Annotated in this window: 20 protein-coding genes; 12 read left to right on the top strand and 8 right to left on the bottom strand. The window is 34.9% G+C overall.

Annotated features, from left to right (window positions below; translation table 11 throughout):
- The first annotated feature begins 36 nt into the window (after positions 1-36).
- Positions 37-435 carry a hypothetical protein gene (locus tag HGP29_RS04555; protein WP_168881161.1) on the top strand — a complete coding sequence of 133 codons (399 nt, stop codon included), beginning with the start codon at positions 37-39 and terminating at the stop codon, positions 433-435.
- A gap of 118 nt (positions 436-553) precedes the next feature.
- Positions 554-799 carry a CBU_0592 family membrane protein gene (locus tag HGP29_RS04550; RefSeq protein WP_168881160.1) on the top strand — a complete coding sequence of 82 codons (246 nt, stop codon included), beginning with the start codon at positions 554-556 and terminating at the stop codon, positions 797-799.
- Here HGP29_RS04550 and HGP29_RS04545 read toward each other — a convergent pair.
- Positions 796-1,635: a LysR family transcriptional regulator gene (locus tag HGP29_RS04545; protein ID WP_168881159.1), complete on the bottom strand. Its 840-nt coding sequence runs from the start codon at positions 1,633-1,635 to the stop codon at positions 796-798. The two genes, HGP29_RS04550 and HGP29_RS04545, sit on opposite strands and share 4 nt — an antisense overlap.
- 120 nt (positions 1,636-1,755) lie before the next feature.
- Between HGP29_RS04545 and HGP29_RS04540 the strand changes: the two genes are divergently transcribed.
- A complete protein-coding gene (locus HGP29_RS04540; protein WP_168881158.1) occupies positions 1,756-2,487 on the top strand; it encodes an SDR family oxidoreductase in 732 nt (243 codons plus the stop codon).
- A gap of 116 nt (positions 2,488-2,603) precedes the next feature.
- Here HGP29_RS04540 and rocD read toward each other — a convergent pair whose 3' ends face one another.
- On the bottom strand, positions 2,604-3,845 hold the full coding sequence (rocD, locus tag HGP29_RS04535; RefSeq protein WP_235958254.1) for an ornithine--oxo-acid transaminase: 1,242 nt from the start codon (positions 3,843-3,845) through the stop codon (positions 2,604-2,606).
- A gap of 125 nt (positions 3,846-3,970) precedes the next feature.
- Positions 3,971-6,049 carry an OmpA family protein gene (locus HGP29_RS04530; RefSeq protein WP_168881157.1) on the bottom strand — a complete coding sequence of 693 codons (2,079 nt, stop codon included), beginning with the start codon at positions 6,047-6,049 and terminating at the stop codon, positions 3,971-3,973.
- Positions 6,050-6,352: 303 nt separating this feature from the next.
- Here HGP29_RS04530 and lon point away from each other — a divergent pair, with 303 nt between their 5' ends.
- A complete protein-coding gene (gene lon, locus HGP29_RS04525) occupies positions 6,353-8,809 on the top strand; it encodes an endopeptidase La (protein ID WP_168881156.1) in 2,457 nt (818 codons plus the stop codon).
- Positions 8,810-9,054: 245 nt separating this feature from the next.
- Entirely contained in the window at positions 9,055-10,044 is a 990-nt protein-coding gene (locus HGP29_RS04520) for a beta-ketoacyl-ACP synthase III (protein ID WP_168881155.1), read from the top strand.
- Between the two features lie 76 nt (positions 10,045-10,120).
- On the opposite strand, the gene HGP29_RS04515 is transcribed toward HGP29_RS04520, so the two are convergent.
- Complete coding sequence (locus tag HGP29_RS04515) at positions 10,121-10,759, bottom strand: hypothetical protein (protein WP_168881154.1); 639 nt, start codon at positions 10,757-10,759, stop codon at positions 10,121-10,123.
- Between the two features lie 283 nt (positions 10,760-11,042).
- Here HGP29_RS04515 and gltX point away from each other — a divergent pair, with 283 nt between their 5' ends.
- The 7 genes from gltX to HGP29_RS04480 all read left to right on the top strand — a co-directional run bounded on the left by gltX (position 11,043) and on the right by HGP29_RS04480 (position 20,773).
- Entirely contained in the window at positions 11,043-12,587 is a 1,545-nt protein-coding gene (gene gltX, locus HGP29_RS04510) for a glutamate--tRNA ligase (protein ID WP_168881153.1), read from the top strand.
- 65 nt (positions 12,588-12,652) lie between these two features.
- On the top strand, positions 12,653-14,362 hold the full coding sequence (locus HGP29_RS04505) for a glutamine--tRNA ligase/YqeY domain fusion protein (protein WP_168881152.1): 1,710 nt from the start codon (positions 12,653-12,655) through the stop codon (positions 14,360-14,362).
- 325 nt (positions 14,363-14,687) lie between these two features.
- Entirely contained in the window at positions 14,688-14,870 is a 183-nt protein-coding gene (locus HGP29_RS04500) for a hypothetical protein (protein ID WP_168881151.1), read from the top strand.
- Positions 14,871-15,153: 283 nt separating this feature from the next.
- Positions 15,154-17,952 carry an Ig-like domain-containing protein gene (locus HGP29_RS04495; RefSeq protein WP_211093197.1) on the top strand — a complete coding sequence of 933 codons (2,799 nt, stop codon included), beginning with the start codon at positions 15,154-15,156 and terminating at the stop codon, positions 17,950-17,952.
- A 115-nt stretch (positions 17,953-18,067) separates the two neighbouring features.
- Positions 18,068-19,177: a DUF819 family protein gene (locus HGP29_RS04490; protein WP_168881149.1), complete on the top strand. Its 1,110-nt coding sequence runs from the start codon at positions 18,068-18,070 to the stop codon at positions 19,175-19,177.
- An 82-nt stretch (positions 19,178-19,259) separates the two neighbouring features.
- Complete coding sequence (locus HGP29_RS04485) at positions 19,260-19,889, top strand: NAD(P)H-dependent oxidoreductase (protein ID WP_168881148.1); 630 nt, start codon at positions 19,260-19,262, stop codon at positions 19,887-19,889.
- Between the two features lie 239 nt (positions 19,890-20,128).
- Positions 20,129-20,773 carry a hypothetical protein gene (locus HGP29_RS04480; protein WP_168881147.1) on the top strand — a complete coding sequence of 215 codons (645 nt, stop codon included), beginning with the start codon at positions 20,129-20,131 and terminating at the stop codon, positions 20,771-20,773.
- A gap of 43 nt (positions 20,774-20,816) precedes the next feature.
- Here HGP29_RS04480 and HGP29_RS04475 read toward each other — a convergent pair whose 3' ends face one another.
- From HGP29_RS04475 to HGP29_RS04460, 4 genes are read right to left on the bottom strand one after another with little or no spacing between them, the layout of a single operon-like run.
- Positions 20,817-21,998 (bottom strand): bifunctional alpha/beta hydrolase/OsmC family protein, encoded by a 1,182-nt coding sequence (locus tag HGP29_RS04475; protein WP_168881146.1) that lies wholly within the window; start codon positions 21,996-21,998, stop codon positions 20,817-20,819.
- 30 nt (positions 21,999-22,028) lie between these two features.
- The gene (locus HGP29_RS04470) at positions 22,029-23,399 is read right to left on the bottom strand and encodes an aldehyde dehydrogenase family protein (RefSeq protein ID WP_168881145.1); all 1,371 of its coding nucleotides are present in this window, start codon (positions 23,397-23,399) and stop codon (positions 22,029-22,031) included.
- A gap of 1 nt (position 23,400) precedes the next feature.
- Positions 23,401-24,141 (bottom strand): gamma-glutamyl-gamma-aminobutyrate hydrolase family protein, encoded by a 741-nt coding sequence (locus HGP29_RS04465; RefSeq protein ID WP_168881144.1) that lies wholly within the window; start codon positions 24,139-24,141, stop codon positions 23,401-23,403.
- Complete coding sequence (locus HGP29_RS04460) at positions 24,134-25,294, bottom strand: iron-containing alcohol dehydrogenase (RefSeq protein ID WP_168881143.1); 1,161 nt, start codon at positions 25,292-25,294, stop codon at positions 24,134-24,136. Before HGP29_RS04460 ends, HGP29_RS04465 begins: the two co-directional genes overlap by 8 nt.
- Between the last annotated feature and the right edge of the window lie 2 nt (positions 25,295-25,296).

The raw sequence follows: 25,296 nt of genomic DNA, 5'->3' as shown, positions 1-25,296 counted from the left end.
GAGATTTAGACCTTTGTATTAAATATTAAGATTATTATGCAAAATACTCCGGAATTAAATAGTCAAGGAAAATACTTAGGTACTATCACTAAAGATTTTATTAAAGTGTATTCAGTATTAAAAGAAGCTTCTTATCAAGTGAGAAAACGAAACTTCTCTAAATACCCGATATTCCCTGTTTCTAAAGAAGCATTACAAGTTGGGCAACATATTGTTGGTCCTCAACAAAAAGAGTTCTTAGAATGGAACTATGGTGTTTCTTATGCTGAAGAATTTTTACAAAAAGAATTGATCCTAGTAGAAAAATACGAAGAATTCAAAAAGTCATATAAAAATCCTGAAGAGTTTTGTTGCTTATTCGTTATTGATGATGAATTTGTCAACTTTGTTTACATCCCTTATCCTGTAGACGAAGAAGGCAACGAAGTATTGTAATATCAGGTATACCTACAATCGAAACGTTCTCTAATTTATAAGAAGTAATTAGAGAACGTTTTTTTATACATTTTGATTAACTTACTAATCAACTTTAACAGACCAAAAACTATTTAATATGAATTTAACAGACTGGATAGGATCAATAGGTGTTTTTCAAATCTTACTGGCCTATGTTCTTAATATTACAGGAACTTTAGACAAGGATAGTCTTACTTTTAAGCTCCTTAATTTCTTTGGTGCATCTTTAGCATGTACTGCTTCCGTACTCATGAATTACATCCCATTTATTGTATTAGAAGGGGTATGGGCTTTTGTTTCATTAGTTTCGCTATTTCAAAAAAGAAAACAATCTAGTGATTAGAGTCCATCCTGATTAGAGAAAATACTTACTATTGAGGCTATTGCCGGGTTACTAAGACTATCTTTTGGATAAGATAAGCCAACCTCTCGATAAGACATAGGACCATTATACGATTTGATTTGAAATCCATCCCATTCTCTCACAAAAGACTCCGGCAAAAAGGTAATTCCCAAACCAGCTATCAATAAAGTAAGTACATCATTTTTTGTAGCACAATTTGCTACTGTTTTCCACTTCCCGCCTAGATCATTAAGTATTGAGAGACTTTGTTGATGTGCTTCACAGGGAGGACAATGGATAAAAGGCACACCTTCTAAATCTGTTATTTCGATCAATTCCTTCTCACAAAGTGGATGATTATTAGGAATACAAAGTACATAATCTTCTTTCCAAAGAGGCAAAAAGAGATGTTCTTCAAACTTCCATTCTCTCACTAATAAGTTTATTTCACATGATCTATCCATAGGACGAATATCCCATTCAATATTAGGTACTTCTTCGGTTATTGTTCTGAAAAAATGCTTCTTTAATTCCTGGGGTAAACTGTCAGCTACCCCAATCACTACTTTTTGGGTAAATTCACTTTTCTGGAACATCTCGGGTAAAGCATTTAACTCCCCTAGAATACGTTTAGCAATTGGATACAACAAATGGCCTTCTTCCTTTACGGTTACACCTTTCTTGTGTCTGATAAATAATTCTTTATTTAATAATTCTTCTAACGTTTTAATTCCATTAGAGATATTGGGCTGAGAAACAAAACACTTTTCTGCTGCTCTAGAAAGGTTTTTCTCTTCATAAACTGCTACAAAAAACCTAAGTAATCTTTCATCCATAATTATTTCTTATAATAACTATACAAAAATAGTATTTTGATGTAAGAATCAAGGAAAATACCTTTGCAACCACATAAAAAGCATAAATTATAATCATAAATAAATCTAATAGATCTCATTATGGAATCATCAAAAAAAGGACTTGTTATTATTACTGGTGCTAGTTCAGGCATTGGAGCTGCAACTGCTAAGTTATTTTCTGAAAACGGATTTCCTTTATTACTTATCGGACGAAGAGTTGAAAAAATTGAGGCGCTAGACCTTCCAAATACGCTATGTAAAAAAGTAGACGTAACAGATCATAAAGCCTTTCTTACTGCAGTAAGAGAAGCAGAAGGTAAATTTGGAGAAGCGGAGGCCATTATAAATAATGCAGGGGTTATGCTGTTAGGTGATATTGCTATTCAAAACCCTCAAGAGTGGAAAACAATGTTTGATGTAAACATTATGGGTGTATTGAACGGGATGCAAATTGTGTTACCTCAAATGAGAGCCAGAAAAAGTGGAACTATTATTAACGTAAGTTCTATTGCTGGTAGAAAAACGTTTGGTAACCATGCTGCTTATTGTGGTACTAAATTCGGTGTTCATGCAATCACAGAAAATGCAAGAGAAGAAGCGGCATTAGACAACGTAAGAATGGTTACTATTGCCCCTGGTGCTGTAGAAACTGAATTGTTATCACACACAACCAACCAAGATATTAAAGATGGCTATGAGTCTTGGAAAGAAGAAATGGGAGGTGTTTTAAAACCCGAAGATATTGCAAATGCAATTTGGTATGCTTTCAATCAGCCACAAGGTGTTAATGTTAGAGAAATTGTTATTGCTGCAACGAAACAACAACCTTAGTATTGAAATCAACTAAACATCTAAAAGAAAAAATCAGACAAATAAAAAGGAGTAGCCCAAACAAATGGACTACTCCTTTTTCTATTCAGAACTAAGTAAAAATGAACTTAATTCTACTAATTACTAAAGTTTAAAACCACTTCAGTAATGATATCTACACATTCGTTTAATTGCTCTTCAGTAATAACTAAAGGAGGGGCAAAACGAATAATATTACCATGAGTTGGTTTGGCTAATAAACCATGATCTTTCAATTTATAACAGATTTGAGTAGCCGTAGAAGACTCCTCAGTATCGTTTACTAGAAGAGCGTTTAATAGACCTTTACCTCTAACTCCTGTTAAAAGATCTGTCTTCTCACATAAGTCAGACATTTTTTGTCTAAAGATCTCACCTAATCTAAACGCGTTCTCCATCATTTTCTCCTCTTTCAGCACAGTTAATGCTTCCATCATAACTGCACAACCTAGAGGGTTACCACCGTAAGTAGAACCATGTTCACCTGGATTGAATACATCCATCACTTCTGATGATGTAAGTACAGCAGAAACTGGATAGAAACCACCAGAAATTGCTTTTCCAAGGATCACCATATCTGGAGTAATTTCATCATAGTCTGAAGCTAACAGTTTACCTGTTCTACCCACACCTGTTTGAACTTCATCCACCATGAATAAAACATTGTGTTTTTTACACAACTCCTGAGCTGCTTTTAAATATCCATCTTCAGGAACATAAACACCCGCTTCTCCCTGAATTGGCTCTAACCATAAACCTGCTACGTTAGGATTTTTCAATACTTCTTCCAATGCTTTTAAGTCATTGTAAGGTACGATTTCGAATCCTGGCATAAACGGACCAAAGTTAGTTGTAGCAACAGGGTCAGTAGATGCTGAAATGATTGTAGTTGTTCTTCCATGGAAGTTTTTCTCTACACCTACAATAATCGCCTCATTTGCTGGGATACCCTTTTTCTCATATCCCCACTTACGAGCTAATTTAATAGCTGTTTCGTTACCTTCTGCACCTGTATTCATCAAGATAGCTCTTTCAAAACCGAAAGTTTCGCAAAGCATTTTCTCAGCAAGACCTAACTGGTCAGAATAAAAAGCTCTTGAAGTTAGTGTCAATTTCGATGCTTGTTCGATCATGACTTTTAAAATACGTGGGTGTACGTGTCCTTGGTTTACTGCAGAGTAAGCAGAAAGAAAATCGTAATACCTTTTTCCTTCAATATCCCATACAAAAACCCCTTCGCCTTTCGATAGAACTACTGGAATTGGAGCATAGTTGTTTGCCCCATACTTTTTCTCTAGTTCCATTGCTTCTTGCGAAGAAATAGCCATTACATTTTCCATAAATTTTAACAGTCGATTAGTATATGATTATTATATGTCTATATGTTCAGATTTTCATCCTTCCTCAAATATGCTTTGTTAGAAGCAAGTTTCCAAAAAATTAAGGAACCATATCAAACTTTATATTAGTCATTTACCGGTACTGAAATGCGGTATTCGTCTAAGAAGATCTTGAATTCTACTCTTCTATTGAGTCGTTTTTCTTCTTCAGTTTCAGGATGAACAACAATAGGATCGTTATCTCCCTTGCCATCAGCAATTACTCTATTATCATCCAACTCACCATAATTAATGATAAACTCTTTGATAGATTCGGCCCTTGCTTTAGATAGCTTTAAATTATCTTCAGATTTACCATCTGAATCGGTGTGGCCTGTTACCACTAATCGGTAATTAATATGCTTCACTAAAAACTCTATCACTAAGTGTAGATTGTTCTCCATCTCTGGTTTTAGTGTTGCACTTCCTGGATCAAAATCAATTGAAGCAAAAGATAATGAGCTATTCACTGAAATAGCAGGAATTTGTACGTGTTTATCACCTTCAACGAAGAAAATTTCCTCAATTTGGAAGAAATTATCTCCTTCAATTACTAATAAATATTTTTTCTCATTGACTAATTCAAAGTCAAATGACCCATCATCTCTAATTTTCTTTGGTGCTACTTCGACTCTATCTGATAAATCGATAATAGTAACCACCCCTTTAAAAACTTCACCTGTTGTTGGTTCTACCACCCTACCAGAAAACCTTACTGTATTGTTAGGTTTCGCTTCCATTGGTAATGGGAATGACTGAAGGTCTAAGTTTGGGCTTCCTTTTACCGGAGATTTTGCATAATACAATTGCTTGGCGGCTGCGTCGATAGCAAAATAATATTCATCACCAGGCCCGTTTACTAAAGGACCTACATTTTTTGGTTCTGAGAACTCACCATCAATAATAAATGATTTATATATATCAAAACCACCAAAACTTACTACTCCTATTGATGAGGAGAAATAAAGCACCGGGTATTTTGCATGTGGGTGAGGACTAATCTCACTACCCCTAGAATTTATAAAAGGACCAATATTTCTAGCTTTCCCCCAGTGTCCATTACTATCTTTCACACTAAAGTAAATATCACTATTACCAAATCCGCCTTTACGGTCAGAAGCAAAGTATAATGTATCTTCAGTTATCGATAATGAAGGGTGAGAATCCCAAGCATAAGAATTAATTTTGTTGCCAATATTTACAGCTTCTCCCCAAGTTCCATCTTCCTGTTTTTTAGAATAATAGATATCACAATCGCCATATCCATCAGGAGTCATACAACGAATAAAATAAAGTGTATTCCCATCTTTAGATAGATAAGGAGAACCTTCATTATAATTTGTATTGATTTCTTCGAAAGGTTCAGCTATACCCCACATATCAAAATCAGTCTTATGTGAGATATAAATATCTTCGTTAGCATGTTTTGGATTAAACTGCTGATTAAAAGCAGATGTATCTCTTCCACTTCGGTTACTAGTGAAAAGAAGTTCACTTTCATTTTCACCTCCAAGTGTCATTCCATAATCCGAAAATTGTGAATTCACTTCCGGGCCCATATCGATAAGAACATCTTCAGGAGGAGTGAGTGTATCGATTAGTGCTCTTTTTTCTACTAATCTATAATAGTCTTCTATATTGGCATAAAGGGGTTTATCAAAAAGGGCTAATTCCTCATAATGCTGAATTGCTTTTGTTACGTCTCCTCTATAATGTCTAAGTACTAATCGGTAAGTTTCTTTCGCTAAAGCTCTATCTCCTAGGTATTCTGACACATTGGCAAGTCTCCACATTAGATCCATATCCTCTTTTTGGAGGAAGTTTTCAATACCAAAAGAAGTCACATATTTATACAGCACTGTTCTGTATTCATCCCACTGCTTATTTCTTTCAAGTCTTGAGATTTGAGCCAACATTCCACCATCCCTGAAATATTTCACCCTATTAATATTGGGGAACTTAAGTCCAGGTAATTTTACGACACTATTAATCTTAGTCGGTTTAAAATCCGTTAGACTTAAACCGCTTTCAGGCTGTGATTGTTCTTGTTCTGTTTTCTTCTTTTCCTTTCTTGATTTCTTTTTTTGTCCGAAAACAGGAGCAGAAAGAATGATAGTTAAGAGTAATAGTATATATAGGCCTTCTTTTTTGAAGATGATATTCATAGTTTATTTTACAGTCTCAAAAGAAACAAGTATAAAATTTCCGATCAAATTCATAAAAAGAATGAATAAGATTGAAAAAAGATGATCTCTTCTATAAAAAACAACGTTAATACTTGAAAAAAAATATAAAAACGTACCGAAAATTCATCCAAGAAGTATTTACAAAGATTAAACCACAATTCTGTCATGTTTGTCAGTAATTCATGAAAATATGTCAGTTTTCTGAATTTGGGTACATTATTGTAACTAAATATGGACTGAAATAGCTTTTTGTTATTTCAAAATAGATCAGACAAACTCAATATGAGAACAAAAGACACATTAGCCCAAGGGCTATTATCTAATATAAATAATGACGCCATCATCTCTGTTATTTCTGGAGAAGAGGATAAATATAATTTAGATGACATTAGTGAAATTGATGTACCCGTATTGCCTTTACGCAATATGGTATTGTTTCCTAATGTCTTAATACCAATTACAATCGGTAGAGAAAAGTCTTCCAAATTAGTCACTGAAGCTTACGAAAATAAGAAATTCATTGCTTGTATTGCTCAGAAAGATGCTTCAGTAGAAGATCCTTCTGCTAAGGATATGCACAAATTTGGTACTCTTGTACAGATTGTAAAAATATTAGAATTGCCAGATGGTAATTCAACCATTATTGCTCAGAGTAGAAAGAAAATCTCTTTAAAAGAGGTAACTGCTGAAGAGCCTTATATGAAAGCAACTGTTGAAGTTATTGAAGAAGATTTCTCTAAGATCAAAAAGAACGAAGAGATTGCTTTAGAGTCTTCATTGAAAGATGTTGCTTATCAAATCTTAAGCTTAAATAGAGATATCCCTCAAGAAGCATCACATGCTTTAGAAAATATTCAAGGACTTGAGTTTTTAGCCAACTTTATTGCTACCAACATCAATTCAGATGTAAATGAAAAGATGAAGATACTTAAAGTATCAAATGGTAAACTTAAAGTGGAAAAACTACTTAAGTTGATGCAAAAAGAAATTAGTCTTTTAGAGATCAAAAACGAAATTGCGGGTAAAACCAATTTTGACATTGACCAACAGCAAAGAGACTACTATTTGCGTCAGCAAATGAAGGTACTTCAAACTGAACTTGGAGTAGATGGTCCTGATGAAGAAATCGCTGAAATGAAGGCAAAAGCTGAGAAAAAGCAATGGCCTGAAAATATCAAAGAACATTTCTTCAAAGAATTAGCAAAACTTCAGCGTTCAAACCCTGCCGCTGCTGATTTCGCAGTATTGATGAATTACTGTGAATTCTTATTGGATTTACCATGGGATGCAGTTACTGAAGACCACTTTGATTTAAAGAATGCTCAAAAAATTCTTGATAAAGACCACCAAGGTCTTGAGAAAGTAAAAGAGCGTATTTTAGAATATTTAGCTGTATTAAAACTTAAGAAAGATATTAAAGGTCCTATCTTATGTTTATATGGCCCTCCGGGTGTTGGTAAAACTTCATTAGGTAAGTCAATTGCCAAATCATTGGGTAGAGAATACAACCGTATTTCATTAGGTGGTTTACATGATGAAACTGAGATCAGAGGTCACAGAAAAACTTATGTAGGTGCTATGCCTGGTAAAATTCTTCAAAGTATTAAAAAAGCAGGAGTATCAAACCCTGTATTTATTTTGGATGAAATTGATAAGATTGGTAGCGACTTTAGAGGGGACCCTTCTTCTGCATTCTTGGAAGTACTAGACCCAGAGCAAAACAGTACGTTTGTAGATAACTATTTAGAAGTGGAATATGACCTTTCTAAAGTATTGTTTATCGCAACAGCCAACTCATTAGATACCATACAACCCGCTTTACGAGACCGTATGGAAATCATTGAGATTACTGGTTATACTTTTGAAGAAAAAGAAGAAATTGCTAAAAAGCATTTAATTCCTAAGCAAAGAACTGAGCATGGTTTAAAAGCGAAAGATTTCACGTTTTCTGCTAAAGGGCTTAAGTTCTTAATTGAGAATTACACTAGAGAATCTGGTGTACGTGGACTTGAAAGAACTATCGGTTCTGTCGTTCGTAAAGTTGCAAAGTCTGTAGCTTTAGAAGAAGAGTACCAAAAGAGTATTGGTCCTGATCAAATTATTGAGTTTTTAGGTGCTCCTGTATTTGAAAGAGAAACTTATTCTGATAATGAATACGCTGGTGTTGTTACCGGTTTAGCATGGACACAAGTAGGTGGTGAAATTCTATTTATTGAAAGTTCACTTAACCGTGGAAAAGGAAGATTAACACTTTCTGGTCAACTTGGCGATGTTATGAAGGAGTCGGCTACTACTGCTTTCTCATGGTTAAAAGCACATGCTGATAAGTTTGGTATCGACTACAGAATCTTCGAAAATTACGATTTACACATCCACGTTCCTGCCGGTGCTGTACCAAAAGATGGCCCTTCTGCAGGTATTACAATGCTAACTTCAATGGTTTCAATTTTCACACAAAGAAAAGTGAAAGCAAAGATTGCAATGACTGGGGAGATCACTTTAAGAGGTAAAGTTCTTCCTGTTGGTGGTATCAAAGAAAAATTATTAGCAGCAAAACGAGCTGGTATTAAGGAGATTATTTTCTCTGAAAGAAACGAAAGAGATGTTAAAGACATCCCTTCAAAATATACAGAAGGTCTTAAGCTTCATTTTGTTAAAGATGCAAAAGAAGTATTAGACATCGCATTATTAAAAACAAAAGTGGAAGATCCTATCAACTTTGACCTTCCAAAGGCGTAGTTTACATTGTTTTTAATAATTCTTCAAAAGGTACAATTTAGAATATTCTACTTTGTACCTTTTTTATTAATGGCAAAAAAGCCCCCTATTAATTATAATTTCTAAATTTATCTCCCTAAATAAATCTAGATTTTTGTTAATCAGATAATTTTATTTGTTTTGTACCGAATTAATAGGGTATTGCTTTACGTATTACTCAATTACACCAAGTATTTACACACAATTATCATAAAAGTTACCAAGATATGAGTCCTATATACGCTGCAATAACAGCTGTTGCCGGATGGGTACCTGAAGACAAACTGACAAACCACGATTTGGAAAAATTAGTGGAAACAAGTGACGAATGGATTACGACCCGCACCGGTATCAAAGAAAGACGTATCTTAAAAGACCAGACTAAAGGAACTTCAACATTAGCAACTAACGCCGTTAACTCTCTTTTAGAGAAAGCTGGAATTAGTGGTTCTGAAATCGATTTAGTCATTTGTGCCACTTCGACACCTGATATGGGATTTATCTCTACAGCGAATTTGGTATGTGATGCAATCGGAAGCAAAGCGATGAGCTTTGATATTTCAGCAGCTTGTTCGGGTTTTATTTATGCTCTAGAAATGGCATCTAACTTTATCAAATCAGGCAACTATAAAAAAATCGTAGTTGTTGGTGCTGATAAAATGTCGTCAGTGATTGATTATAAGGATAGAAATTCTTGTATTCTTTTTGGTGATGGTGCCGCTGCAGTATTGATTGAACCTAGCGAGGAATTTGGAGTTATTGACACAGTAATGCATTCTGATGGGTCCGGAAAAGAGCTACTACATGTGAAAAGAGGGTCAGCATACCCATTCACTAAAGAAGTGGTGACTGAAGAAGGACATTATTTCCATCAAGATGGCAAGTCCGTTTTTAAGCATGCTGTGACTAACATGTCTTCTGCAGCTGCAAGTATTATGGAGCGTAATAGCTTAACCGCCGAAGATGTGGCCTACTTGGTACCGCATCAAGCCAACTTACGTATCATCGATGCTACAGCCAAAAGAATGGGTGTGGAAAGTGACAAAGTTTGTATCAATATTGAGAAATATGGAAACACAACGGGTGCTACTATTCCTTTATGCCTTTGGGATTTCGAGAAAAAATTTAAGAAAGGAGACAATTTAGTATTGGCTGCTTTTGGTGGTGGTTTCACTTGGGGAGCTATCTATCTTAAGTGGGCATATGATGCTAATTAATCGATATTCACCTCATAAAAAAGATGACTCTCAAAAGGGTCATCTTTTTTCTTTTATAATGATACTTACCTACCTACTAAACGATTTTATACCCAAAGATCTTATTCACTTCTTCTTTTGGCATATTTCCATTTAGATCTAAGGCTACTTGTTTTTTCTGCTTAAATGGATGTTTAGAACTTATACAACTAATATATCTATAAGGGCGATTGACATACAGCTCTCCATCATTTTTTCTTGGATTTAACCCCACTCGCCTTGACGATGCGATTTGCTCTTGAGGTAAATCATATTCTTTTAAACCGAAATGAATCTCTTGATCTTCTACTCCTCCTAAATGATGAATCACTTCTGAGGCAACATTCAGTGGACCACTAATAAATTGCTTATCTCCTCTTCTTTGTACTCCTCGAATTAAGATTCCTCCATAGAAGTCCATAGTACCAAAAGTAATATCAAGACCAGCTCCATGTATGTACCACCTACCTAAAGTTTTTTGCGCTTCGTGTTTGTGTACATAAGGATCTTGATGTTGATCACTGAAATAATAAAACTCTATTTCTACTAATCTATAATTGTTTATTCCTGCTCTTAAAACAACATCGTTCATCAAGAAGTTGGCTATACTAGTAAATGAGTCTTCAATATGAAATTGGGCAGAAGATTGCTGCAAAGCTTTCACTTCTGAAACAAGTCGGTCGAAAATATGTCCCATATAAATAAATCAGAGAATAATTGTTTGTGGTTATTAAAATTACGTTTGATTCCTTATCACTGTCGATAGCTGACTGTGAATAAATAGTTGATTAGGATAACGGATAAAAGGGAAATTAAATATACAATTTCCAATGATTTCATCCTACAGGAAATAAAAAGATTCTATAATGATCTTAAATCCGTCCATATTCTTAAAAGTTCGCAGTATTATCATAAACTTTTATTGAATGATTTGATTAAGTTTGCAGACTAAGAAAAATAAAAATTTTTACACATATAAAATGGAAAATAAAGTAAGAGTACGTTTTGCTCCGAGCCCAACCGGACCTCTTCATATTGGAGGTGTCCGTACAGCCTTATTTAATTATTTATTCGCTAAACACAATGGTGGCGATTTCTTAGTACGTATCGAAGATACAGACCAGACTCGTTTTGTGGAAGGTGCTGAAAATTATATTAAGGAAAGCTTAGAGTGGGCAGGTATTATTGCCGATGAGGCTCCTTGGAAACCTGGAGAATGTGGACCTTATCGACAGTCTGAGCGTAAAGAAACTTACAAGGAATACGCTGAGAAATTAGTACAAAACGACCTTGCTTATTATGCATTTGATACTCCAGAAGAGTTAGAAGCAATGCGCGAACGCTTAAAGCAAGCAAGAGTAAATACACCACAGTATAACTCTATGACGCGTATGCAAATGACCAACTCATTAACACTAAGTGCTGATGAGGTAAAACAACGTATCGAAAATGGCGATCCTTATGTTATTCGTTTAAAGGTTCCTCGTAAAGAAGAAATCCGCTTAAACGATATGGTTCGTGGTTGGGTAATGGTACATTCTCATACAATCGATGATAAAATCTTAATGAAATCTGACGGCATGCCAACATATCACTTGGCAAATGTTGTTGATGATCATTTAATGGGTATTACACATGTTATTAGAGGTGAAGAGTGGTTACCTTCTGCACCTTTACATGTTTTGCTTTATAGATATTTAGGTTGGGAAGATACTATGCCTCGCTTTGCTCACTTACCTTTATTATTAAAACCTGATGGTAATGGTAAACTAAGTAAACGTGATGGTGATAAAATGGGCTTTGCAGTATTCCCATTAGAATGGAAAGACCCTGCCTCTGGCGAAATTTCAAGAGGCTTTAAACAAGATGGTTACTTAAATGATGCTTTCATCAACTTCTTAGCTTTCTTAGGCTGGAACCCTGGTGATGAAAGAGAATTCTTCAGCATGCAAGAACTTATTGATGAGTTCACAATGGAAAGAGTAACAAAAGCAGGTACTCGTTTTGATATCGATAAGGCAAAATGGTATAACCAACAGTACCTTAAAGAAAAATCAGATGAAGAATTAGCGTCTTACTTATTAGCTGATATGAAAGCTGACGGTGTTGAGTCTACTCCTGAGAAAGCAGCTTTAGTTGCGAATCAATTAAAAGAGCGTGTTACATTCCCTCATGAGATTTGGAGAGATGGTCGTTTCTTCTACGAAATACCAACAGAATATGATGCTAAAACTGTCAAGAAAAAGTGGAAACCTGAGGGTGTAAGCGTACTTCTTGATTATGCAGAAAGCTTAGAAAGCAAAGATGCATTTACTGCTGATGAAGCAAAAGATGCATTTATGGGAATCTTAGAGAAACACGAAATGCCGCTTGGTAAAGTAATGCCTGCTCTTCGTGTTGCATTATCTGGAAAAGGCGGAGGTCCTGATCTAATGATTATGCAAGAGATTCTTGGTCCAAAAGAAGTGGCCAACCGCATTAAAATTGCTGTTGAAGCAATCAACAAATTAAAAGAAAATAATTAATTACATATCACTAATTAAGGTAGTATCAAGTTATCTTAATTGTGATCTTTAATTTCATTGTAGTGATGGAAGAAAATAAATCAGAGAAAAGATTAGACTTTATCCGTGAGAAAATCACTGATGAGTTAAAATCAGGTAAAAATGGAGGGAAATTATTATTCCGTTTTCCACCTGAACCAAATGGCTATCTTCATATTGGTCATGCCAAGTCTATTTGTTTAAACTTTGGTCTTTCAAAAGATTTTGAAGGTGCTGGTACAAACTTACGTTTTGATGATACCAACCCAACAAAAGAAGACCAAGAATATGTTGATGCAATTAAGAAAGATATTGAATGGTTAGGCTATGAATGGGCAGGTGAGCCTAAGTTCACATCCGATTACTTTGATCAATTATACGATTGGGCAATCCAACTTATCAAGGATGGTAAAGCTTATGTTGATGATCAAACTGCTGATGTAATTGCCTCGCAAAAAGGTACTCCTACTACTCCTGGTACAAACTCTCCATTTAGAGATCGTTCTGTAGAAGAAAACTTGGAGTTGTTCGAAGGTATGAAGGAAGGCAAATTTGAGGAAGGCTCAAGAGTACTTAGAGCAAAAATCGACATGGCCAATTCCAACATGCACCTACGTGACCCATTCTTATATAGAATCATCAAAAAAGCTCACCACAGAACAGGAGATAAATGGTGTATCTATCCTATGTACGATTGGGCTCATGGTCAATCTGATTATATTGAAGGTATTACAAACTCTTTATGTACTACAGAGTTTGAAGTTCACAGACCTCTTTATAATTGGTTCTTAGATCAAATTGCCACTTCTGATCGTATTCGTCCAGAACAAACAGAATTTTCAAGATTAAACTTGAACTACACTGTAATGTCTAAGCGTAAACTATTACAATTAGTTGAAGAAGGTGTAGTTAATGGATGGGACGATCCAAGGATGCCAACAATTTCTGGTTTAAGAAGAAGAGGTTATACACCTGCTTCTATCAGAAACTTTGCTGAAACAGTAGGTATTACTAAGCGTGATAATGTCATTGATGTGTCATTGCTTGAATTTGCTGTTCGTGAAGACCTTAACAAGACTGCTCCAAGAGTAATGGCTGTTTTAGACCCGATTAAACTTGTAATTGATAATTACGAAGAAGGGAAAACAGAATGGCTAGAGGCTGAGAATAATCCTGAAGATGAAAATTCAGGTTCTCGTCAGTTACCATTCTCTAAAGAACTTTACATCGAGAGAGAAGACTTTAAAGAATCTGCTAATCGTAAATTCTTCAGACTTACTTTAGGTAAAGAAGTACGTTTAAAGAATGCTTATATCATTAAAGGAGAAAGCTGCGTAAAAGATGCGGATGGGAATATTACAGAAATTCACTGTACATATGACCCTCTATCAAGATCTGGAAGTGGCACAGAAGAATCGAAACGTAAAGTAAAAGGTACTTTGCACTGGGTATCAGCTGAGCATGCCATTGATGCGAAAGTAAACCTCTATGATCGTTTATTCTCTGATGAAGCTCCTGATGCTCGTAAGGACCCTGAAACTAAAGAAAGTATTGATTTCAAAACTTTCTTAAACCCAGATTCTTTACAAGTAATTGAAGGATGTAAAGTAGAGCCTTCATTAAAAGAAAATAATGCAGGAGATAACTTCCAATTCCAACGCTTAGGTTACTTTATTTTAGATCAAGAATCTACAACAGATAACATGATCTTTAATAAAACTGTAGGATTGAAAGATTCTTGGGCAAAGAAAAAGTAACTCTAAATAAGAGTTTAAATATTGGGCTGTTCTATTCAAATATAGAGCAGCCTTTTTTATTGAAAAAATTTTCTAGTCGAAAATATTCGATTCTATTTTCTAATGATTACATAGATTACCAAACATAGCGCAACCGATTTAAATGTTAATAAATCAACTTTTTCACTTAAATAATATTTTAATGTATTTTTTGATGATGACCGTCATCAAATTTAATTTTATTACATTATGATTAACAAGCATTACCCTTTATTAATACCCAAATTGAAATAAACCACCGTTATTTGTAATTGATCATCATGTCAAAATAAATTACTGTAGAACTATGAAAGAACAACATTCAAAAAATAATGTTGATTCACTAGTTGAGCAAATCAATTCTAACATCGCCTCCAGTAAGGAGATAGAGACAAGTATTGAGAAGCTTGAGGTGAAGAAAAAAGCGATTTACAATAAAGTAAATGCTTTGAGGATGTTTATTCAGAGAAGAAAGCTTGAAATGGAATAATAATATACCTTTGTACCCCTATCTATTACCTTTTAGAATACAAAAAACTACTATTTTCAATTCCCTGTACCCTAGCCATCTATTCTCGTCTTAGACTTTGTACCCCTTGCTTTATGGTCTTGTACCACTAATTGCACCCCTTAAAAGTTCGCATTTATAGTTTTTAAGTACGTTGATTGTAAAACCTTCAGTCAGACAAACGTGACATATATTTTTTACAAAACAACACTTAAAACTAGTTATGAGATTAAGACATTTACTCTTAGTGACGGTGTGCCTTTTTATGTCCTTTTCATTCGGATGGGCAACACCTTACGAAAACGCTACTACAATTTCAACATGTGATGGTATACCTACTTGGGATAATACTGCCACGTATGCAACTAATGGTACACAGGTTGTTTATAATGGTGTCCTATACCGTAACAAATGGTGGACTAAAGGAGATACACCAGGTTCACAATGGGGACCTTGGGAAGAGATTGGCGTTTGTGATGCTAATCAGGCTCCAAGTATTTCAATTACATCTCCTTCGAACAACGCATCATTTATATTAGAGGAAACTTCTTCGATACAGATCAATACCACTTCCTCAGATAATGATGGTACTATTGCTTCAGTATCAATTAGTGTTGATGGAAATTCATTTAATAATGGAACTGCAGATTGGACTCCTTCTAGTGCTGGTACATTCACAATTACTGCTACTGCTACAGATGACAAAGGAAGTACTTCTTCGACCTCAGTTGATGTAATTATCACATCTAATCAACCTGTAGCTCCTACAGTTAGTATTAATTCTCCTTCAGATCAAGAAGTAATTCAACAAACTATACTTTCTCCAATTTCAATCTCTATCAGTGCTTCTGATGTAGATGGCACAATTGCTTCACAAAGTATTGAAGTAGATGGACAAATATTTACTACATCCAATGCTGAGTGGACACCTTCTGCTTTTGGTTCTTACACTATTAACGCCTCTGTTACTGACAATGATGGTTTAACAGCTACTTCATCTATAGTTGTTACAGTAGAAGAAAAAGTAGATAGTGGCTGTAGTGCAAATGAATATGCTCCTTATCCAACAGTATACAGTATCGGAGATGTAGTGGTTTATAATGGAGATTTATATGAAGCATTATATGATAACCTTTATAATGTAACACCTGGTGAAGCGGATCATTTCTGGAAACCTTTAGGTCCATGTGTTGATACTAATGAAGCGCCAGTTATATCTGTTAGTAACCAATCTAGCATAGGTCTAATTCCTGTTCAGCTAACGGCTAGTATTATTGACAACGAAAATGATCCTATCTCTGCTACATTCGAAATTGATGGTAAGACATTAGCAACTGTACAAAACAACGCTAATTTCACTGCAGAATGGACTCCAGCTACATATGGAAGTTATAATGTTACAGTAAATGCAAATGATGGAAAAAAATCATCAAGCAATAGCTTTACTTTAACTGTTGAAGAACCAACAGGACCACAAAACCCTGTAATTACATCATTCAGTCCTGCTGATGGTAGTATCATAAAACAGACGTCATTAAGTCCTGTGAATATTGAAGTAAATGCTTCTGATATTGATGGATCAATTACCGGTTACTTAATTGAAGTAGATGGTCAAACTTTTACTACTTCAACTGCATCATGGACACCTTCTGGTTTCGGAAATTACACCATTTCGATTACTGTAACAGATAATGAAAATCTTACAACAAGTGTTAGTTCTTCTATTACAATCCAAGAGAACTTAGCGTTTACAGATAAAGTATTAGTTGGATACTGGCACAACTGGGATTTAGCGAGTGTACCTTATATCCGATTAAAAGATGTCGATGATCGTTACAATGTGATTTGTATTGCATTTGCAGAACCAAAGATTAGAGATATTGACAACACTATGATCTTTGACCCAATTGATATCAATAACTTCCAAAATGAACCAAGTGATGTTTCAAGAGCGGAGTTTAAACAAGACGTACAATACCTACAAAGCTTAGGCAAGAAGGTATTACTATCTCTTGGAGGAGCAAATGGAGTTGTTCATTTAGATAATGAAGAAGAACAACAGAAGTTTGTGACATCTATGATTGGTCTTTGTGAAACTTACGGTTTCGATGGAGTGGATATTGACTTAGAAGGTTCATCACTTACATTAGATGCAGGTGACAATGACTTTAGAAACCCAACTACTCCAAGAGTACTCAATTTCATTGAAGGCATGCAAGCGATAAAAGCACACTTTGGCCCTTCATTCTTACTAACATCTGCACCAGAAACAGCTTATGTTCAAGGAGGTCAGACTGCATATGGTGGTTCTTGGGGTGGTTATTTGCCGATATTACATACACTAAGAGATCAATTAGATTATGTTCATGTGCAGCTTTATAACACAGGTTCTCTAGGTGCTTTAGATGGAAAAGCCTACACTCAAGGTTCAGCTGACTTTATTGTCGCAATGACAGAAATGCTTTTACAAGGATTTGAAACGAAAAGTGTAGCTGGTTTCTTCCCTGCCTTTAGAGAAGACCAAGTTGCCATTGGTCTACCTGCCAATAAGCCTGCTGCTCCTGCTGGAGGTTATACTGCACCAGCTGAAGTTCAAAAAGCACTAAACTATTTGGTCAATGGTGTTTCATTTGGAGGCGATTATACCTTAGTAAAAAGTGAAGGTTACCCAGAGTTAAGAGGAATGATGACATGGTCAATCAACTGGGATAAAACAACAGCTTATGAATATGCGGCATCGTATGATTCTTTCTTTGGTGCTTCAAATTCAAGAAAGTTGGTTAAAAAAGGATTAGCCTCACAACTTACCAGTAATATCGGTAATGCTTATCCGAACCCTTTCCATCATGATTTGAAATTCGATGTTACACTTCAAGAGAATGACTTTATCGATTTCTATGTATATGATGTACAAGGAAATATTTTAGAACACAAAGTTAACGAATATACAAATAGCGGAAATTACACACTAAGTATCGACACCCAAAACTTAACTAGTGGACTCTTTCTTATAAAAGTTAACACTAAGGATCAAGAAAAAATCTTTAGAGTTATTAGAAAGTAATCAAAATATATCACATTTATCATCTTAAAAAGTTACCTCCTTGAGGTGACTTTTTTTCGTTTTAACACCTCCTAATATTTATTACCTTTGGTCTTCGCTAAATTAATTAACAGCTATGATACAAGCATTAGTTATGCTAATCGCTCCTATTTTCTTAACTATTGGAGCTAGAAAATTTACCTGGATTGAAAAAATTGGTACTGTTATTCTTGCTTATGCAACAGGTATTATCATGGGTAATTCTTTTATAGAAATTGATACCCAAGTTTCAAAATCACTTGTTGAAGCAGCAGTGCCTTTATCAATAGGTCTTTTATTAATATCATCAGATATAAAAAAATGGGCCGTAGAAGCTAGAAAAACTATACTTTCATTTGTGTTATGTCTTATCGCTATTACAATAGGGGCAACAGTTGCCTATACTTTATTCAATAATCAATTAGATGAAATCAATAAGCTAGCAGGTATGTCTATTGGATTATATATTGGAGGCACACCCAATATGTCAGCTATAGGCCTAGCCTTACAAGCTAATGATGAGTCATTTATATTAATGAATACTGCCGATATGGTTCTTGGAGGGCTATGGATGCTATTCTTGTTATCCATCGCTCAAAAAGTATTTGGGTTTATATTACCTCCTTTTTCAGAAAGTAAAGAAAGTGATGATCTTGAAAAGGTGGAGGCATTAAAAGGCCCCAATCCAAAAAGTATTGCCTATAGTATAGGGGTGACACTCCTCATATTAGGCGTATGTGTTGGTATTTCTATTTTGCTATTCGATAAAATGGATGAAATATTTATCATTCTTGGTGTAACTACCGTGAGTTTAGCTGTTTCTTTCAATCAAAAAATTAGAAATATAAGAGGAAGTTTTTTAGTTGGGGAATATTTTGTTCTACTCTTTTGTATTGGATTGGGTAGCCTTTCCAATTTCCAAGAATTATTAAATAGTGGATCACTATATATTGGTTTCACCGGTGTAGTGATGTTTACAGGAATTATCATTCATCTAATTCTAGCAAAAATCTTCAAAATAGATACTGACACTTTTATTATTACTTCCACAGCATGTTTATATGGACCTGCTTTTGTTGGACCAATCGCTAATTCATTAAAAAATAAAAAGGTAATTTTATCAGGAATGACAGCAGGAACTTTAGGTTATGCTGTTGCTAATTATTGGGGAATATTATTTGCTGAAATAATTGGAAAATTGTTCTGATAGAATCCATTTTTTCTTGAAGATCACAAAACTTTTAATTATCATTACAACATTATTTGTTTAAACATATATTTAACTCAAAATGAACTTAATTGAATCACTAAATTGGAGATATGCAACAAAGAAATTTGATGCATCAAAAAAAATCAATCAAGCTACAGTAAATACTATCTTAGAAGCTGGTAACCTATCTGCTTCATCATATGGTTTACAACCTTGGAAATTAGTATTAGTAGAAACTCCAGAACTTAGACAAAAGTTAGTAGAGCATGCTTGGGGACAACAACAAGTAGCAGATGCTTCTCACCTAATTGTTATTGCTAGAGATGCTGACTTAACTGCAGAAGACGTTGAAGCTTTTGTAAAAAATGTAGCCACTACAAGAGAATTACCAGAAGAAGCTTTAGCAGATTACAAAGGTATGATGCTAAATACGGTAAATACTCTTCCTGCAGAGGCTAAAGATGTTTGGGTAAGTAAGCAAGCTTATATTGTTTTAGGAAACTTACTTGCTGCTTGTGCACAATTAGGAGTAGATTCTACGCCTATGGAAGGATTTGTTCCTGAGAAGTTTGATGAAGTTTTAGGCTTAGATAAGCATGGCTTAAAATCAACAGTTATTCTTCCAATCGGTTATAGAGCTGAGGACGATGCCTACCAACATCTTGCGAAAGTAAGAAAAGATATCAACGAAGTAGTTGTAAAATTATAAGACTAAAAAACTCCTACCATTTGAAATTGGTAGGAGTTTTGTATTTTTAGGTGAACCATTACAGTGAAATTAAGATTCTTTCTGTTTTATAAACTTACCCATAATTAACTTTGTAATGGTATTAATAAAGAACACCTATTTTTATTATCACCTTGAAAAGATTTTATTTTATACTAGTACTGCTAACTTGCCTTTATTCAAAGTCCACACACGCTCAAAGTTTAGTGGGCATTTCTACCATGGGTGTTTCAAGCACTGGGCAATTCTCAAATTATACATCACAAAATTTCCAATGGGGACTAGGAGCATACTTTATGCAGCAAGTGCAAAACTCACCTATTCTAATTGGTATTGATATCAACTACGCTGTTATCGACAGACAACAACAAGTTGATCAACAAAATCATTTCGAACATTCGTCTTCTTCCAACTCTTTAAATATATCTGCGATTACAAGAATTTCTCCTTTCAAGGCTTCTTTTATTCGTCCCTATTTGGACCTTAAAGTGGGGTGGAGAAGAATTGAAAATATAAGTGATTTCAGATTTAATCTAGTAGATATTCCTCCACATAAGGACGTTATTACCAATCAAGACAATGGCTTAGGATATGCCATAGGAATTGGAGCAGCTGTCTCATTGAATACTAAGTGTTCTATTAACCTAGGATGCAACTTCAATGGTTCATCACAAATGAACTACCTAAATAACCAAAACATAGGAAATAAAACAGATCCGACACAAGGTTGGGATGACTACTGGCAAAGTCTATTAGATGATGGTTTTGAAGATCACATAGTATCAACTCCAATCAACTACTTTAGTCCATATATTCAGTTTGTATTTCAAATTGGTGGAGGACCTAGCACAAAAAATAATTTATAAAAAAAGCTCCAATAATTTGTAAAGTATTATTGGAGCTTTTGCTTTACTCTTCTACCCATTTGGTAGTTATGATTGGATTATTTTCTAATGTTCTATGTACAGGGCACTTATTAGCAATTTCTAGTAATCTTTCTCTTTGTTGGTCAGTAAGGTCCCCTTTCACCTGAATTGCTCTTTCTAATTTATCCAGCTTAGCAGTTCTTTTATTCATTTCATTCGCATCTTTCAAATATTCATTTTCATGATTTAAATGAACAGTCACTTCTTCCAATGGCCACTTCTTATGATTCGCATACATACGTAAAGTCATTGCAGTACATGCTCCTAGACCTGCCAATAAAAATTGATATGGATTCGGACCTAAGTCTTTTCCTCCATCTTCAATAGGTTCATCAGCAATTTGATGATGTATACCCGCTTTTACTTCTGTAACGTATTTTGTTGTACCAATACGCACTGCCGTTTGATGTTGGGTTACTAAAGGGTTTTCCTTCACCATTTCCACATACCTTGCCGACCAAGAACCAATCATGTCCCCTGTATAATAAGCATTATCTACATTGGTAAGAAAGTGATCAGCCCCATCTAAAGAAATAAAACTCTTAGGGTGAAAAGATAGCTTATAAATTTTCTCTGCATTATTAATATCAACGATATTATCTTGAGGGGAATGAAATACCAATATCGGAAGTTTCATTTTATGAATTGCCTCCTTCACACTGGCGAATGTTAATTGATCAATCAGTGATTCTTTTACTCCAAAAGTATTTTCACCCAAAGTAACCTCAGCTAAACCTTTTCTCTTTCTCTCTACTAATTTTGTAATGCTTTTTGCTTTTGCAATAGCACTAATAGTCACTACAGCCTCAATACTCGCAATTCTATTAGCCACTAATATACTAGCCAAACCTGCTAATGAATGACCAATAATCATTTGAGGTGATCTATAATTCTTCTCTAAATACTCTGCAGCGTCTAATAAATCTTCTAAGGCAGCATGGTATTGAAAATCAGTATCTGCTCCTGTAAAATCTAAGGTGAATACAGCAATTCCCTTTTGGTTTAATGCTCTAACTGTACTATTTACAGCCGCTGTATGTGATATTAAATTAAAACAATGCGCAAAAATTGCATATGCTTTTGGTCTTTCATCTGCAGGCAACGATAAACCCGCAGTGATGCTTTCGCCACTTCGATTATTAAAGTTGATAATTGTTGATGACATAATTTTATAATGAGTTATCTATTTTTCAAATCATGTGGGGTTTCTCCACTGATAAGCTTTAGGTTGTGTAAAGGTACGTATTCCTTGTGAAGATAAAGTTGACCCAAGTCCTGAATTTTTTCTTCCTGACCAAGGAACATTAGGACTTACCCGATCACAGCAATTCCAATATACAGTTCCTGTATTCATCTGTGATAGGATATTATCTGCTCTTTCCTTACTCGTAGAAAAAACTGCAGCAGTTAATCCATAATTAGTATCAGACATGAGTTCAACGGCTTCTTCATCTGAAGATACTTTTTGTATGCCAATCACAGGACCAAAAGATTCTTCTTTCATTATCAACATATCATGATTTGTATTTTTAAATATGGTCGGTAAAAAGTAATAACCTTCACCTTCAGGTTGATTTCCTCCCAACAGTAGGTTTGCTCCTTTATGTAATGCATCAACCACTTGCTTTTCCAACACTGTTAATTGCTCCTTTCGTGTTAATGGACCTATAAAGGTTTCCCTATCCTGAGGGTCCCCCACTTTATAACTTTTAACCTCCTCTACAAAAGCATCTACAAATTCATCATATATATTTTCCTGAACATAAATTCTCTCCACAGCACAACAACTCTGACCATTATTATAGAAAGCTCCTTCTGCCGCATTGATCGCCGCCTGACGAATATCTTGAACATCATCCATAACATATAATGGATCTTTGCCTCCAAGTTCTAATTGAATAGGTACAAGCTTTTGGAAAGTCTTAAATGCTACATGTAACCCTACTTTATATGATCCGGTGAAGAAATAACCATTAAGATCATTTTGGAGGATAAACTCTCCTACTTTGGGACCTCCGATCATACAATGAAAAACATCTTCAGGTAAACCTGCTTTGTATAAATACTCTTGAATTTTTAGTCCGGTAAGAGTTGCAAATTCTGATGGTTTATAAGCTACAGCATTACCTGCAACTAAAGCGTATAGAAAAACATTATATCCTACATTATAGGGAAAGTTCCAAGCTGAAATGTTGGCAACAACCCCTAAAGGTTCGTAAACAATCTTTTCATAAGTTCCTTCTAAATCTTCGATAATCTCTTCTTGTAAATATTTCAGAGCATCTCTTTTTAAATGTTCTATTCTATTATTTGCTCCCTCAATTTCATTGATAGACTGTTGAATTGGCTTTCCTGTTTCTTCTGTTAATGTATTTGCTAATTCTTCAATGTTCTCCTGTACCAATTCTCCAAACTTGACAATTACTGCTAACCTTTCTTCTAAAGAAACTTTAGCCCATGCCTTTTGCCCTATTCTTAAATGGTCTAACTTATCTGATAAAATATCTCTTGTATCTTCTTGAACGGTCGCGATAACCATTCCATTTGATGGGTTAAATATATCCATGTTAATCGTATATGTGAGTTAGAAATGCCTTATATAAAGGCTGTGGGTTAATTATTTTGTCTCCAAGTGTTTTTGAAAATTCTGGATGCCATTGTACACCCATCACTTTTCCTTTAGGTTTATTTGGATCCCCAAATGCTTCAATAATACCATCATCTGAAGTTGCCCATATTTGAAGTCCATCACCTAATTTTTTAATAGATTGATGATGGACAGTATTGACGAATTGTTGTTTTTCCGATGGATAGATTTCCTTTAGAAAGTTGTTTTCTAATATATTTATTGGATGATAAATCGTATCATATTTTTCAGCAGAACGATGCTCCTTCACCCCTTCTCTTTGAGTGATTGTATCTTGGTAAAGACTACCTCCGTAATAGATATTCAATAATTGAAAACCTCTACAAATACCAAAAATCGATTTCCCTTTTTTTATCATATAATCGATAACGTAGAGTTCAAATTGATCTCTGTATGCATCTCCCAACCATGGGCCAATCGGTTGTTCTCCATACGTTTCAGGAGCTACATCCGATCCTCCATGAAGTATTACTCCATCTAATGTATCTAAGACCTTATTCAATAGTTTTTTATCTATATCTGGAATTACTATTGGCAGAATCCCTTCTTGAGCGACATATTCCATCATGTTATTTTCCACATATGTCAGTGACTTTGGACCAAATGTAGATCGACTCATATCTGGATAAAAGAAGCATGGTGTAATACCGATCTTAATCATACGATAATGCTTTTTTATACAATTGAACAAAGTCCTCTTCTGTAACTTCTTTAGGATTACATGGTAAACAGAAATCTTGTTTAGCTAATCTAGCCAACTCTGGAATATGTTCCTCTTTCACTCCAACTTGAGATAAGTTTTGAGGTAAACCCAATTGCTCATTGAGAACCATTACACTATCCACTAAGTTTTTCCCTTGATTCCCTCCTAACCCCATCGTATATGCCATTACATTGAATTTCCCTTCAAATCCAACGTAGTTGTATTCCATACCAATTGGTAAACAAATAGCATTGGCAAGCCCATGATGCATGTCTAACAAACTTGATAATGGATGAGCCATACTATGCACCATACCTAGTCCTTTTTGAAATGCTACAGCTCCCATTAATGAACCTATCAGCATCTTTGACCTTGAAAACAGATCAGGTTCTTTGGTAGCTTGAACGATGGATTGTGCTAACAACTTCAGTCCTTGTAAAGCGATACCATCACACATTGGATTAAAACCTCGAGATAGGTAAGCTTCAATATTATGAGTAATTGCATCCATGCCTGTTGCTGCTGTTACAAAAGCAGGCAAGTCTAACGTTAAGGTTGGATCTGCAAAAACTATTTTGGCTAACAAACTTGGTGAAAATAGTATCTTTTTCTGTTTTGTTATATCATCTGAGATTATTGCTGATCTACCAACTTCACTACCAGTACCAGCAGTTGTAGGTATAGTAATAAAATGCGGTATTTCTTCTGTAACGTATTTATCACCCCCTATTAAATCATCGTAATCAAATAAATCTCTGTGATGATTGATACTTAATGCAATTGCTCTGGCGACATCCATGGCTACGCCCCCTCCGATACCGATAACTCCATCACATATGCTATTCTGATAATTCTTTTTTCCTTTCAATACATCCGATTTTACCGGGTTTTTGTGCATTTCATTAAAAACAGAAGGGGAAATTCCTTGTCTTTCAAGGTCAGAGATCACTTTAGAGAAAAAAGGCAGCTCAGATATTATCGCATCTGTAACAATTAAGGGACGGAATATATTGTTCTCCTTTAGATACGGTCCGAGTTCATTAATAACCCCTACACCGAAGCGGATTTTTGTAGGAAAATTATAGGTATAAGTAGAATGTATATCTAACATGA

Source organism: Flammeovirga agarivorans (genome assembly GCF_012641475.1).
Lineage (GTDB): Bacteria > Bacteroidota > Bacteroidia > Cytophagales > Flammeovirgaceae > Flammeovirga > Flammeovirga agarivorans.
This window is presented reverse-complemented; position numbering and strand designations above follow the sequence as displayed.